The sequence below is a fragment of the Gloeocapsa sp. PCC 7428 genome, from assembly GCF_000317555.1.
Classification (GTDB): Bacteria; Cyanobacteriota; Cyanobacteriia; order Cyanobacteriales; family Chroococcidiopsidaceae; genus Chroogloeocystis.
Genome location: NC_019745.1, coordinates 5,418,731 through 5,431,448, shown reverse-complemented (window position 1 = coordinate 5,431,448; position 12,718 = coordinate 5,418,731). Strand labels below are relative to the sequence as shown.

Below are 12,718 nucleotides of genomic sequence, written 5' to 3'. Positions count from 1 at the left end.
CCGCTAGCAAAAAAACGCATATAGGCAACCAATTTAGCATCTACTCTACTAAGCTTGGCAACTATCTCCGGTAGCTTGTATGATTAGCCATATAGCTATTCAAGAATATCGTAGTGCCTCGCAATAGCTAAAAATAACTATAAAATTACGATACTTAAGTAAAATGTTTTGCTTAAGCTATGCTAGCTGTTTCTTAGTTTTTCTACACTAAATATATTGAGACATTAACAATCATGCCGCAAGGTACTCATAAAAGCGGAAATTTTAGAAAACTGCAAAAACAAATGACCATAAACCGCCGCAATATTGACCCACAAGCTACAAATATTTACACAAACTACGCTCAAGATGACACATCCCACAGAAAACGTAATTTATTAGCACTATTACAGCGGCAAAATGTTGGTTATGTTTTAACATTACTAACAGGAATTGGGTTAGTGAGTCTTAGTGGGTGTGCGCGACCTGGAAATATGACGCAGACCGAACAATCGAACGCGCAACCAACTCCACAGCAACCTGCGGCAAATACAACAGCGGCGATCGCCCCGACAGACCCGAATTTTGTTGTTGCAGCCGTGCAAAAGGTAGGACCTGCGGTGGTACGAATTAATGCGGCGAGGACAGTCTCGCGACAGCTACCCGCAGAACTTGATGACCCAATTTTGCGCAGATTCTTTGGAATTCAGCCGAACCCAGCCCAACCGAGACAGCGAGTTGTACGTGGTACAGGATCAGGATTTATTATTAATGCGTCGGGTCAGATTTTAACGAATGCGCACGTTGTCGATGGTGCCGATCGCGTTAGTGTCACGCTCAAAGACGGTCGTACGTTTGAGGGAGAAGTGGTAGGACAAGATACGGTGACAGATGTTGCAGTTATTCAAGTTCAAGCCAGCGACTTACCTGTTGTGCCTATTGGTAACTCAGAAACACTACAACCAGGTGAATGGGTGATTGCGATCGGTAATCCGTTAGGGCTAGACAACACGGTAACAGCAGGGATTATTAGTTCGACTGAACGCTCTACAAGTGACATCGGTGTTTCTGATAAGCGGGTTGATTTGATTCAAACTGATACAGCAATTAATCCAGGTAACTCAGGCGGTCCTTTGCTCAATGCGCGTGGGGAAGTTATCGGTATGAATACAGCGATCATCAGCGGCGCGCAAGGGCTGGGATTTGCGATTCCCATCAACACAGTACAAAATATTTCTCAACAACTAATCGCGACTGGTGAAGTACAACACGCTTATTTGGGTGTACAAATGGCGACAATCACACCAGAACTAAGGCAGCAACTTGAAATTGAAACTGGTGGTGAGATCGATGTCACCACAGATCAAGGAATTTTGATTATTCGTGTTATTCCTGATTCTCCTGCTGCACGGGCTGGATTGCGCGCTGGTGATGTTATCCAAACAATCAACAATCAACCTGTCACAACAACCGAGGAAGTACAGCGCTTAGTTGCAGGTAGTCAGGTAGGTAGCCAAATGCAAATCGGCGTCCAACGCAATGGACAATCTCAGCAAGTAGCCGTGCGGCTGGAAAATCTTCCTGTGCAAACTGAAAGTTAATGACTTATGGCAGAAATACGAGAAGTTGTACAGCTTGGTCATCCCTTACTTCGTACCAAAGCACAAGACGTTGAAAATATTCGAGATCAACGCATCCAAACTCTAGTTGATGATTTAATCGCAACTGTTGGGCAAGCAAACGGTGTCGGAATTGCTGCGCCACAAGTCGCCGAGGCTTGTCGCTTGTTTATTGTGGCTTCTCGCCCGAATCCTCGGTATCCTAATGCTCCGACAATGGATGCGACTGCGATGATCAATCCCAAAATCTTAGCGCACTCGACGGAAGTCGTGAAAGGCTGGGAAGGTTGTTTGAGTATTCCAGGTATTCGGGGGTTAGTACCGCGCTATCAAGCTATCGAAGTGGAATATAGCGATCGCAACGGTAAGCTTCAAAAGCAAGAATTAACAGATTTTGTCGCCCGCATCTTTCAACACGAACTCGACCATCTCGATGGGATTGTATTTTTAGATCGCCTGGAGAGTACTTTAGATATTGTCACTGAGCAAGAGTATCAAAAGCAGTTCGTCGCTGCGGGATAGCGATGGAAGTTTAGGAGAGTTCCAAACCTATGTCCAGAATTTATTGTCGTTGTCAAACGCTGGCTGAGATTCCTACCAAGCCTATATTTATGTTATTAACATTTATAGGTAAACAGCTATGGCTGCTTCAGTACAAGAACTTTTAGACGCCTTTGATCGCTTGACAGACTTAGAACGGTTAGATCTAGTATCGGAGATTCTAAAGCGGACGGTTGATTTAGATTTTCCGTCCTTGTCTGATGAAGATTTAGTCTAGAATGCTGAAGGGCTTTTTCTAGAGTTGGATGAGCAGGAAGCCCTGTATGAGTGGTCTTGATCGTAGTGAAGTTTGGCTAGTTGATCTAGGTTATGTAGCGAAAGTAGACCGTGTTTGGTAATTAGTATTCCTGCTCTTAATCAAGACCGTGCATTAGCAACTCTAATTCCACATACAACAAGTCCACGTGATTCGCGATTTGGGGTGCAAAACATCATTACAATTCCTCATGCAAAGCTTCTACGCAAATTAGGACGTTTGACGCCTGAGCGAATGGTAAAAGTTGAAGACATAGTGCGATTCTGGTTAGGGTTTGAAGAAAAAAATCTTGCAGAAGACAAGTAGTCTATCGGTTATTTGTAGGGGTAGTATAACAACCCTAATGCAACCCTGGTCACTTCACTGATTTATGAAGCCAATCAGCACTATCAACTATTGAGTTGCGAACCCATACGTTAGCCGTTGACAAGTTTTATCAGAAATTGGGATTCAAGACTTTTATTAGCTAGGAGCATACGACCCATCATCTACAATTGAATCAGATAAATATTATCCTTTGAGCTTACGCTGAGGCTTTGTATGTTAAGCGTGACAGTTGATGAAATTCAGCGCAATCCTTTAAAGTATCTGCGTCAAGTGGAGGCGGGTGAAACATTTGTGATTGTTCAAGCAGATAAGGCGATTGCTGAACTGGATAAGCAGCTAAGACCATTTGGTTTGTGTGCAGGCGAGTTTATCATTCCAGATGACTTTGATGCTCCTTTGCCAGAAGATCTGATTAGTACATTTGAGAGCAAATGAGGATTTTGCTAGATATGCATATCTTTTTGTGGTCATTAGTGGTGATGCTCGGTTATCAGCGAATGTTCGGGATGCAATCCGCGATCCAGACAATGAAGTTTATTTGAGTGCAATTTCAATTTGGAAGCAATTGTTAAATACCAGTCAAGGTTTCCACTAGTTTAAGAAGTTGGTGAAGCAATTAGCTATGCTTGAAGGTACGGCTGTACAATCACTAAAAAATTTGTCTTATGCCCAAATCTCTGAAAGCCGTTTACCGTAACGGTGCATTTATACTGCAATCAGCTTATGAGTTGCCTGAAGGGACTGAAGTTGATTTATTTATTCAATCTCCTCAAGTTTTGTCGCCGCCAATTTCTGATAAACAGACTAAACAACAGCTTCTCAAATCACTAGTTGAGCGAATGCAGCAAAATCCAATTCCACTTAATGCACCTCGATTCACGCGAGAAATGTTGCATGAACGCCGTTGACACTAATATTCTAATTTACGTCAACGACCCCCGCGATCCAGTCAAACAAGAAATTGCAGTTTTTCTTGTTTCTGAATTGACAGAAGGTGTTTTGCTATGGCAAGTTGCTTGTGAATATTTGGCAGCTAGTCGCAAACTCGAATCACTGGGATATAACAGATCCCAAGCATATCAGTATATAAGAGACTTACAGCAAGTTTGGTATACTGCTCTCCCCACATGGAGGATTATTGAGCGTGTAGAAGATTTAATTAACCGCTTTAGTTTGTCGCATTGGGATTCGATGATTATTGCTGCTTACTTGGAAGCCAATGTTCAGACGCTATACACAGAAGATTTTGGATACTTAACCATCGATGGGCTAGAAGTTGTTAATCCGTTCAAAATTTCCTGAACCTGCACAATATAAAAAGCCCCATGCATAAAGTTATTTATTGCCACTTAGAACCATTATGCTGCTTCGTTCTAATCAGTAGAGCAGTAGATTGAAGTAGAATATAGCGATCGCAACGGTAAGCTTCAAAAGCAAGAATTAACAGATTTTGTCGCCCGCATCTTTCAACACGAACTCGATCATCTCGATGGCATTGTATTTTTAGATCGCGTGGATACTACTTTAGATCTTGTCACTGAGCAAGAGTATCAAAAGCGGATTGTTGCTAATTCTTCATAAATACTTGTTGGGTTGCTTAGATTATCGGGCAGTCTTTTCAAGATGTCGATAAGGAGTTGTTAAAGCCAGGGCAAATATAAATTAGGGGCATATTCACAGTTTGCAGAGTTTTTCTGTTTCGTGTGATAACTTGAGCCACAATGGAGTCAGTTCTCAAAGCATTCTAAAAACTGTTGATAATTTGATAACGTTGATGCGGATACGTGAAGCAGCGATATCAGACGTAAATACCTTAGCCCAGATTCATGTTGCTTCTTGGCGGACATCTTATCGAGGAATTATGCCCGATGACTTACTTGATAACTTGTCGGTCAATGAGTTTGAGCAAATTTGGTACAACAATCTACACAACAACGATAGGGTTAATTTAGTTTGTCAAGTCGAAGATCAGGTGGTTGGGTGGGCTTCCTTAGGAGTTAGCCGAGACGATGATGCTTTATCGACAAAAGAGCTTTACGGAATCTATCTATTCCCAAATCAATACCGAAGAGGATACGGAAGTGCCTTGTGGGAAGCAGTTTTACAGATTTGTGCTGCACAAGGTGCAACCCGAATAACGTTGTGGGTTCTGTATAACAATGTTAATGCTCGGCATTTTTACGAGCAGATGGGTTGTTCGCTGGAGAAAGGAGTTATCAAAGAGGTTGAGCGTTTTGGTGTTGTGATACCAGAAGTCAGATATAGTAGGGCAATCTTTGGGGATGCCACCTAACACGGCATTAGAGCAGCGAATCGAGTCTTTTCGTTTCGTTTACAATTCTTTTATCACTGCTCACCTTCATCGTTAGACTACTTTATATCTTAGTAGTGGCAGTACAGCAAAGCTATCTGTTGGCGTTAAAGATCGCAATTGCCATAGGTATTTCTAGGGCATAACCTTGAGGCTATTGGTGATGCGATCGCAAATATTGTTAATAATGAGGTATGAATGATTCAGCAAGTTTCGCTCTAAATCGTCCCAGCTACTTAGTAAAGATCCTCAAACCAGAAGATGCGGTGGTACTGCAAACTCTCTACGAGCAATGCACAGAATTTGCACTTTTAACTGATGGTCAACCTCCTTCACCCACGGCAGCACGTGACGAATTTGATGCTGTACCAGATGGAAAAACAACGGACGACAAATATATTCTTGGATTATTTGACCCACACAATGATCTAATTGGGATGATTGAATCGATTCGTCATTATCCAGACAATCAGACATGGTGGTTAGGATTGATGATGTTGAGTCCCCAGCAGCGGGGTCGAGGATTAGGCTTAGAGTTTTATCAGGCGTTTGAAAATTGGGTATCAAAACAGGCAGTCAAGCAAGTATCATTGTCTGTAGTTGAAGCCAATGAGCTGGGCTTACAATTTTGGAAAAGGTTGGGATTCGAGATTATTTGTAAAACAGAACCGCAACAATTCGGTAACAAAACACATGCACTCTATGTGATGCGTCGTGCTGTGGCAGCATCGGCGGGCTAAATCAAGATCCATCAATGGTTCCAAGGTTGGACGATTGTGGCATGTGTATTAGAGTTATTTTAGTGGCTAGTATGGGGCGATCTCGGCACGGGGCACTCAACTGATTTACAAAAATATTGCCGTTGCGAACCAATACGCTAGCCGATAACAAGTTTTATTAGAGATTTGAGATTTAAGACTTATTTTAGCTGGGAGCATACGACTCGTCATCTATAATTTAATGCCCCAGTTTGTTGCAAACTCACAAGTAGCACTCCATAGTTCATCTACAAACCTGTCAAGGGGTTTGGGGTCACTGCCAAGACTCAACCTCTCACCGACTTATAAATCTTTAGAAGTGGAATGTTGCACCGAGTAACAGCCCATTCTGACGTAAATTTAAGTTGGCTCGCGTCAGACCCGATCCATCCTCAAAATCAAAACCGTTAAAGCGATAGCTAAGTTGCAATGATGTGTTTGGAGATAGCTGATACTGCGCACCGACTAGCAGATTCCAGGTCAAGTTTGTATCGGCATTGAGATTAAACCCAGACACATCACCTCGAAGATCAACTGTCCAGCGTTCAGAGAGATCTAATCCAATCTGTGCGCCAATCAGTGGCTCAACCGTCGTTCTATTTAGGCGAAAGTCTTGATTCACCGGAAGCGAAATTGGCAGCGGAAGATTGCCGACGGGAATATTGTTGATGCGAACGTCATCAACCTCAAGCTTTTGACTCAAAATATTAATTCGGAGTCCCAGACTCGGAGCAAAAACTAGACGAGGAAAGGATTTTGGCGCTGCGGCTGAATCGCCTAGCGTTGTATCGACAACGCGGTAGGACGCTGCCAAATCGATTAACCCTTGGCGAATTGATAAGCTGGCATCGGCACTTGTTTGAACTGGGATAGGAATATTTGCTCCAATACCTGGCAAACTGCCTGGGGGAAACGTCACTTCTAAATTTCCGCTGTTCTGTGCAGAAACATAGAACCCGTCAAAAATAAGTCCCAATCGATTTTTCTGAGCTTCCAAGCGAATTCCAGCATTAAACGCACGGTCAAAATTTAAAATGTTCCCTAAGCCCAATTCAATCGAGGCACTGCGTCCAGCAACCGTGGCATCAGCTTGAACTCGGAAGGGAACAAAAACGTAAGGTTCGACTGAAAATTGCCAGCGATCGCTTACTGCGAGTTGAGAAGGCTGTAGTGTGGAAGTATCTGCCTGGGTCATTGCATGAAGTGGGAAGGCTATCTCAGCAATGTGAGACTCAATTGCCGGTTCAGCAGCAGGTTTAGGCAATAAGCTGGCAGCTTCTAATTCTAGGGCTTCTGCGGAATGACGATGTTGTTCCAGATCGGACACGGTGTTGAGCGTAGCAGTCGAGTCAGAAATAGGTAATTGGCTTTCTGCGTAGACAGGGGACACTGAAAGCGCGATCAACAAAGCGCTGCTGGTAGATAACAAACACTGCTTCAGTAAGTAATTATTTAAATCTCGAAAATAGCCTTTAAAAACTAGATTTGTTTGACTGCATTGGATACTTTTACGATTTTCTATTTTCATTTTAAACATTAACTTAATTTTGCTCTTGTTAAGTTTTTATCTTGCAACTTTTATCTTTTTACAACAAAACATAATTAAAATATTTTCAAGCAAGTTAAAGCTTTTAATTTTATTTAATGAGCTTAACTTTGAAAGATACAAATTTAACGGATAATCTATCAAATTTTTCATTACAAAAGTTTCTCCTAAACACTAGTAACACTATTGAAATACCATATTGCGAGGCTAATAACATTGCAACGTGATTTTATAACAACAGATATTAAATCGAGAATAGGCAAATATCTTATTAAGAAAAAATTATATTAAATCGTTGATGTTTCCAATTGAACTATATTATTCCTATGAAATCTTGCAATATTTGAGGCGCATTATGCTGCCTTCTCTAGAATCATTTGTTTGTCCGTGTTGCGCGACCGCCACGCTACATAGCTTGTCTCAATATGGTGTCTATTTCTTAGCTCAATCGCTATTGTTAATAAAGCCAAATTCTTTGTCTACTGCTGTTAAGCTCAGCAACTCATTACCAACGATCGCGCTTGGTAATGCTCCCCATTCGCCCGATCGTACCGAGATTGTGTAAAAAATCCGTAACCACTATGAGCCGCTTCCGTCACTTCTTCCTTAACCAATGGTTGAAATCGATGATCGGGGTAATTGCAAGTAGCTTGCTTCTAGGGTTAACCCTGCTGCTTTTAAGTTTGCATCCCGCTCAGGCACAAAAGCCTTTTACAGGTACACCAGCCGTAAAACCAGCTTATTTTGATCGCTTGCTAGCAACGATCGACAAAGATCGCGATCGCCTGATTAATCTATTCAAAGACATCCACCAGAACCCAGAATTAGCGTTCATGGAAACTCGCACAGCAGCGATCGTGGCGAAGGAACTAAAAGCATTAGGCTACGAGGTCAAAACAGGAATTGCCAAAACCGGAGTCGTGGGAATTCTGCGCAATGGCGATGGTCCTAAAGTGATGTATCGAGCAGATCTAGATGCGCTGCCTGTACAAGAGACAACAGGGCTTCCTTACGCCAGTACCAAGCGGGCAGAGATGCCAGATGGTAGCGAAAGACCTGTCATGCACGCTTGTGGTCATGATGCCCATACCGTTTGGATGTTGGGATTGGCAAAGGCAATGGTAGACCTGAAATCTAACTGGAAAGGGACACTAATTTTAGTCGGGCAGCCTGCGGAAGAAGGCGTCGCAGGAGCAAGAGCAATGGTTGAAGATGGTCTCTACACTCGCTATAGTGTTCCTGTCCCTGACTTCTTGCTGGGGATGCACAGTGCCCCTGGTCCTACAGGAATAATCGCCAGCGTACCAGGAATCCGAACAGCAGGCAGCGATCCGATCGATATTGTGTTCAAAGGTGTGGGAGGGCACGGTTCTTCACCTCATCTCGCAAAAGATCCGATTCTCATGGCTGCTCACGCAATTACACAGTATCAGTCAATCGTGGCACGGGCGATTAATCCTCAAGAAGCCGCTGTGATTACGGTGGGAGCAGTTCAAGCAGGAGAGGCGAATAACGTGATTCCAGGAGAAGCGTTGCTGAGACTCAGTTTGCGCTGGTTCAACCCAGAAGTCCGAAAAACAATGGTGCAGGGAATTAAGTCTGTCAATGAGTCGATTGCGCGTGCTTATGGAATGCCAGAGGATCAATTGCCAACCTTGACGACAAAGGGTGGTTCAACTCCATTGGTGAATGACCAAGCAGTAATTGACCGCATCAATCCTCAATTGGCAAATTTAGTTGGAGCCAACAAACTGATTGCTGATTTTCCAGGTACTACAGGCTCAGAAGATGTTCATTTGCTTAAAGGCGACAATAAGAATATTCAGGTAGGCTTTGTCTTCGTTGGTGTTGCTGAACCTGCGCTCTTTGCTAAAGCCAGAGCAGAAGGCAAAACAGTTCCTTTCTCAAACCATAACAGTAACTTTCAAGTCGATCTCAACGCCGTTCCATTTGGAACAAAGGTCGCGTCGGTTATGACAATGGAATTACTGAACGAGTAAACTTTTTGCGTGAGTCCGAACTGCCTGCTGAATAGAATTTACCTAGATGCACCGATTCGTGCCGGATGTCTATTTTTAGGCGATCGCATAATTTAAGATGCCTGTGCGACTCGATGTAAGCTAGATCGTAGCAGCAAGGAAACACGAGATCATGGCAGAAATTCCGACAACACTGGAACAGGCGATCGCCCAAGCCCAAGGCGCAACACAAGCAGCGATCGCAGATGGTTATTCTTTACTACAAATTGAGATTCTCATCCCAGAACTTAACCCGATGCCAGTTGCTGAGCAATTTCTGCCAGCGTTAGACTCTTTTGGCAATCAACTCAAAGTTTTCTTTCCTGATGCTGGTGCTGCGGCGCTGGCACGTCGTGATTGGGGATCAGTACCATTTAAAATTCTAGATATTGGAACTGGAAGAGTACCTGTCGATCAGCAAGTTTTGCCTGAAGATGAAGCATTTTTATTAGTTGCACCTTCCGCAGTTGAAGTTGCGCAGGTAGAAAAGTTGCATCAAGCTGTGGGAGAAAGACCTTTTATTTTACTGAATCCTCGCCTAGAAGATGTTTCGATCGTTGGTATCGGCTATGCAGGGCGACAGTTACGGGCGCGTTTTCTCAATACGATTGAATCTTGCTATCATTTACGCCCACTCGATGGTGCAGCCGTATTTCGTTGCTATCCTTCGCCTTGGCAAGTTTGGCAAGAAAATAAAGATGGTGAATATCAATTAATTGCTGAACAACCAAAGAAACCCATGGGTGATGAAGTTGACTTAATTTTGTCTGGGAATAGTCCGCAACAGGTTAGTGATTCTGTACAGGCGAAAAAACCTGGAATATTCGCAAGTATGCAACGATTTTTGCGCACCTTGAGTCGATGAAGCTGAGAGAGTTTTGAGTGATGAGTTTTGAGTTATCTAAAACACTATTCCTCCTCTGTAGCCTCTCCTCTGCACCTCTGCTTCTTTAACTCCCTGACCTCTGATCTCTGACCCCTGCTATATGTTTTCTCAAATTCAAAATTTATAACTCTGCTTTGATACCGTTGCTACTGCGTTAAAAGTTCTAATAAACGACAATAACTGAGGTTTGTTGGTTAAAATGCAGTGACGATCGCGCTGAAATAATTGATTGATGGATGTGTCATGAGTGACGGTCAAGGAATGATTGCGCTAACGCGTGCTTACCTGGAATCACGAAAATTACAGGAGCTAGTTTTACAATCTGGGTTGGATCTGCGTGTTTTAAATGAAACTGAGCTAGAGCAATCGATACAAGATATTCTCAAGGGGCGATCGCACTCTGACGTTTGGATTTTTGCGTATGGTTCGTTGATTTGGAACCCGACGGTGAAGTTTAGCGATCGCCGTGTGGGGATGATTTATGGATGGCATCGTCGCTTTTGTTTGTGGACGCCACTTGGCAGAGGAACACCGGAAAATCCAGGCTTAATGTTAGGACTCGATCGCGGCGGAAGTTGTCGCGGTATTGCCTATCGCATTCCAGCAGAAGATGTCCTCACAGAATTACTCATTCTCTGGCGGCGAGAAATGGTGGTTGGTTCGTATACTCCGCGTTGGGTAAAAGTCGTTGATGGCAAAGAACGTTGGGATGCGATCGCTTTCACCATTAATCACAATCATGTTATGTATACAGGAGATATCTCTTCTGAAGTTGTTGTTAACAGTCTAGCAACAGCTAACGGAAAACTTGGTACTTGCGCTGATTATCTCTTACAAACCGTTAATGGTTTGATGCAATACGGTATTCAAGACAAACAACTACTAAAACTACAAAAAGAAGTTATAGCTAGACAACAATCATCAACAACACTTGTTTAAAAAGTTATCATTTTATATTCTTACGTACTCAGATTAGCTAGAGATTTACTGAAACTTTCAGATGTCTCTGTGTTTTGATTCAAACGCTTATTTTGAAATAGTGCATTGCAATATTTCAAGCTACCTTTTTTTGAGTAACCAAAATCATAAAAACCGATAAATTCAAAATTGAACTGTTCTAAATATGATTTGAGTTTAAAAAAATTAGTGTGTAAAGTATCCGAAGGATGAAAGCCCACTTCAGACAGGATAAATAAAATCTGCTGTTTTTTTAATAAAGCCTCGGCTCCTTGAATAACTTTTAAATCAAATCCTTCAGTATCAGTTTTTAGTATATCAATTTTGTTTATACTATTTTCTTCACAAAATTGCTCAATTGTTTTGACGAAAACTTCTTCATATACATCATTTGTTCTGTTATTTGCATCAAAAAGGAAAGAATTACATTGAGAGTTTGAATTTAAAAAAATCTTATGCTTTCCTGATTCAGGACCTAAGCCTATTTGAAAGCAACTGATACTAGAATTTTTTTTTGTGTTTTCTTTTAGCTGTTTAAACGTTGCTGCAACTGGTTCAAAGGAAAAGATTTTTGCTTTAGGAAAACTTTGCGCAAATTTAGTGGCAGTTTGACCTATGTTAGCTCCTATATCAAATATAACTTCAATCCGTGAAGAGTCAGCCAGCTTAGAGGTATAGATATGCTGGTCAGTTCCGATAGGTAGTTTCTTTATCGTGCTGACTCTTGTTCTATAATTTGTTGTATCAAATAAAGATATTTTTTTTATAACATTTGCGACATCAAACATTTGATATTTCTCCAATTCTAAAGAACAAACTTCATTTGTATTATTTTTTTTATTTATCCAACTCAAATTGAGCGCTTTTAAGCTTATTTAGTTTTGGCACTACTCAAGTGCTCAAAGGTTTGATCCTACTTTAGGCAACAATTGCTCATACCATATTCATCACAAAAGAAACACCTGTCGATACATAAAAATTAAGGTGTTTTGCCGCTTGTGAGTACTTAGCAACTGAAGTATTAATTAGTGACCTAACTGTTATGCGATTTTAAGATATAGTGTCGAGTGGTTCACAAAAGCTGTCTACACCCTGTTGTAGTACATACATTAAAACCGGAGTGACTAAAAGCGGTGGACAAATTTTTGTTGTAGCTAAGGATCTCATTACAGCAGCGTAGTCTTCAGTAAATAAGGCGTTTCTGTTTTCTTCGCGGCAAATAATCGCCCGACATTTCTTCGCTAAGCTTTCTAACCATTCTGCATTGGCGATATCGGGTTGTTGCCCAACTCGAATTGCTAGCACCATTGCGGCATCTTCGAGATTACCCTCACAATCTTCGATTTCTGCAAGTGCGGTTGCGGCGTCGGGATTTTGTAGTTTTTCCCGAAATTTGGCAATGTCTTCTGGTGTAACTTGAGTCATGAAACGATTGCAACTAACTTACTCTATTTTGATTGAAGAATAGCGCACTCAACAATTCCTCATTTTCAGGAATGC

Annotated in this window: 16 protein-coding genes and 1 pseudogene; 14 read left to right on the top strand and 3 right to left on the bottom strand. The window is 42.0% G+C overall.

All coding sequences use genetic code 11. The features are described 5' to 3' along the window. The first annotated feature begins 284 nt into the window (after positions 1-284). The 10 genes and pseudogenes from GLO7428_RS23930 (at position 285) to GLO7428_RS23885 (ending at position 5,793) form a co-directional block, all read left to right on the top strand. Positions 285-1,580 carry an HhoA/HhoB/HtrA family serine endopeptidase gene (locus GLO7428_RS23930; protein ID WP_155824085.1) on the top strand — a complete coding sequence of 432 codons (1,296 nt, stop codon included), beginning with the start codon at positions 285-287 and terminating at the stop codon, positions 1,578-1,580. 6 nt (positions 1,581-1,586) lie between these two features. Then, positions 1,587-2,120: a peptide deformylase gene (gene def / locus GLO7428_RS23925; RefSeq protein WP_015191169.1), complete on the top strand. Its 534-nt coding sequence runs from the start codon at positions 1,587-1,589 to the stop codon at positions 2,118-2,120. 118 nt (positions 2,121-2,238) lie between these two features. Continuing rightward, positions 2,239-2,376, top strand: coding sequence for a hypothetical protein (locus GLO7428_RS28665; RefSeq protein WP_196797422.1), 138 nt, complete (start codon positions 2,239-2,241; stop codon positions 2,374-2,376). A 114-nt stretch (positions 2,377-2,490) separates the two neighbouring features. Beyond that, complete coding sequence (locus tag GLO7428_RS23915) at positions 2,491-2,721, top strand: hypothetical protein (protein WP_231295525.1); 231 nt, start codon at positions 2,491-2,493, stop codon at positions 2,719-2,721. A 234-nt stretch (positions 2,722-2,955) separates the two neighbouring features. Next, the gene (locus tag GLO7428_RS23910) at positions 2,956-3,177 is read left to right on the top strand and encodes a type II toxin-antitoxin system Phd/YefM family antitoxin (protein WP_015191168.1); all 222 of its coding nucleotides are present in this window, start codon (positions 2,956-2,958) and stop codon (positions 3,175-3,177) included. Positions 3,178-3,407: 230 nt separating this feature from the next. After that, the gene (locus GLO7428_RS23900; protein WP_015191167.1) at positions 3,408-3,650 is read left to right on the top strand and encodes an antitoxin family protein; all 243 of its coding nucleotides are present in this window, start codon (positions 3,408-3,410) and stop codon (positions 3,648-3,650) included. Then, positions 3,637-4,044 (top strand): PIN domain-containing protein, encoded by a 408-nt coding sequence (locus GLO7428_RS23895; protein WP_015191166.1) that lies wholly within the window; start codon positions 3,637-3,639, stop codon positions 4,042-4,044. The genes GLO7428_RS23900 and GLO7428_RS23895 overlap by 14 nt, the downstream gene beginning before the upstream one ends. Positions 4,045-4,134: 90 nt before the next feature. Next, positions 4,135-4,323 (top strand): annotated as a pseudogene (locus tag GLO7428_RS27025) (peptide deformylase); the annotation flags it as partial. 193 nt (positions 4,324-4,516) lie between these two features. Then, entirely contained in the window at positions 4,517-5,035 is a 519-nt protein-coding gene (locus tag GLO7428_RS23890; RefSeq protein WP_015191165.1) for a GNAT family N-acetyltransferase, read from the top strand. A 212-nt stretch (positions 5,036-5,247) separates the two neighbouring features. After that, positions 5,248-5,793 carry an N-acetyltransferase gene (locus tag GLO7428_RS23885; protein ID WP_015191164.1) on the top strand — a complete coding sequence of 182 codons (546 nt, stop codon included), beginning with the start codon at positions 5,248-5,250 and terminating at the stop codon, positions 5,791-5,793. Positions 5,794-6,124: 331 nt separating this feature from the next. On the opposite strand, the gene GLO7428_RS23880 is transcribed toward GLO7428_RS23885, so the two are convergent. Further along, positions 6,125-7,339, bottom strand: coding sequence for an outer membrane protein (locus tag GLO7428_RS23880; RefSeq protein ID WP_196797421.1), 1,215 nt, complete (start codon positions 7,337-7,339; stop codon positions 6,125-6,127). 373 nt (positions 7,340-7,712) lie between these two features. Here GLO7428_RS23880 and GLO7428_RS28080 point away from each other — a divergent pair, with 373 nt between their 5' ends. From GLO7428_RS28080 to GLO7428_RS23865, 4 genes are all read left to right on the top strand, one after another. Next, positions 7,713-7,922: a hypothetical protein gene (locus GLO7428_RS28080; RefSeq protein WP_015191162.1), complete on the top strand. Its 210-nt coding sequence runs from the start codon at positions 7,713-7,715 to the stop codon at positions 7,920-7,922. Positions 7,923-7,938: 16 nt separating this feature from the next. Beyond that, the gene (locus tag GLO7428_RS23875; protein WP_015191161.1) at positions 7,939-9,357 is read left to right on the top strand and encodes an amidohydrolase; all 1,419 of its coding nucleotides are present in this window, start codon (positions 7,939-7,941) and stop codon (positions 9,355-9,357) included. Positions 9,358-9,508: 151 nt separating this feature from the next. Then, a complete protein-coding gene (locus GLO7428_RS23870) occupies positions 9,509-10,240 on the top strand; it encodes a DUF1995 family protein (RefSeq protein WP_015191160.1) in 732 nt (243 codons plus the stop codon). Between the two features lie 264 nt (positions 10,241-10,504). After that, positions 10,505-11,200 (top strand): gamma-glutamylcyclotransferase, encoded by a 696-nt coding sequence (locus tag GLO7428_RS23865; RefSeq protein ID WP_015191159.1) that lies wholly within the window; start codon positions 10,505-10,507, stop codon positions 11,198-11,200. Between the two features lie 20 nt (positions 11,201-11,220). Here GLO7428_RS23865 and GLO7428_RS23860 read toward each other — a convergent pair whose 3' ends face one another. Together GLO7428_RS23860 and GLO7428_RS23855 are read right to left on the bottom strand one after the other, a co-directional pair. Next, positions 11,221-12,072 (bottom strand): FkbM family methyltransferase, encoded by an 852-nt coding sequence (locus GLO7428_RS23860; protein WP_155823870.1) that lies wholly within the window; start codon positions 12,070-12,072, stop codon positions 11,221-11,223. Positions 12,073-12,268: 196 nt separating this feature from the next. Then, a complete protein-coding gene (locus tag GLO7428_RS23855; RefSeq protein WP_015191157.1) occupies positions 12,269-12,643 on the bottom strand; it encodes a hypothetical protein in 375 nt (124 codons plus the stop codon). Between the last annotated feature and the right edge of the window lie 75 nt (positions 12,644-12,718).

Bases quoted from the DNA above. Each gene is read 5' to 3' on its own strand.
- GLO7428_RS23895 (WP_015191166.1), top strand. From the start codon at position 3,637: ATGAACGCCGTTGACACTAATATTCTAATTTACGTCAACGACCCCCGC.
- GLO7428_RS28080 (WP_015191162.1), top strand. From the start codon at position 7,713: ATGCTGCCTTCTCTAGAATCATTTGTTTGTCCGTGTTGCGCGACCGCC.
- GLO7428_RS23880 (WP_196797421.1), bottom strand. From the start codon at position 7,339: ATGAAAATAGAAAATCGTAAAAGTATCCAATGCAGTCAAACAAATCTA.
- GLO7428_RS23875 (WP_015191161.1), top strand. From the start codon at position 7,939: ATGAGCCGCTTCCGTCACTTCTTCCTTAACCAATGGTTGAAATCGATG.
- def (WP_015191169.1), top strand. From the start codon at position 1,587: ATGGCAGAAATACGAGAAGTTGTACAGCTTGGTCATCCCTTACTTCGT.
- GLO7428_RS23855 (WP_015191157.1), bottom strand. From the start codon at position 12,643: ATGACTCAAGTTACACCAGAAGACATTGCCAAATTTCGGGAAAAACTA.
- GLO7428_RS23885 (WP_015191164.1), top strand. From the start codon at position 5,248: ATGAATGATTCAGCAAGTTTCGCTCTAAATCGTCCCAGCTACTTAGTA.
- GLO7428_RS23900 (WP_015191167.1), top strand. From the start codon at position 3,408: ATGCCCAAATCTCTGAAAGCCGTTTACCGTAACGGTGCATTTATACTG.
- GLO7428_RS23870 (WP_015191160.1), top strand. From the start codon at position 9,509: ATGGCAGAAATTCCGACAACACTGGAACAGGCGATCGCCCAAGCCCAA.
- GLO7428_RS23865 (WP_015191159.1), top strand. From the start codon at position 10,505: ATGAGTGACGGTCAAGGAATGATTGCGCTAACGCGTGCTTACCTGGAA.
- GLO7428_RS23930 (WP_155824085.1), top strand. From the start codon at position 285: ATGACCATAAACCGCCGCAATATTGACCCACAAGCTACAAATATTTAC.
- GLO7428_RS28665 (WP_196797422.1), top strand. From the start codon at position 2,239: ATGGCTGCTTCAGTACAAGAACTTTTAGACGCCTTTGATCGCTTGACA.
- GLO7428_RS23910 (WP_015191168.1), top strand. From the start codon at position 2,956: ATGTTAAGCGTGACAGTTGATGAAATTCAGCGCAATCCTTTAAAGTAT.
- GLO7428_RS23890 (WP_015191165.1), top strand. From the start codon at position 4,517: ATGCGGATACGTGAAGCAGCGATATCAGACGTAAATACCTTAGCCCAG.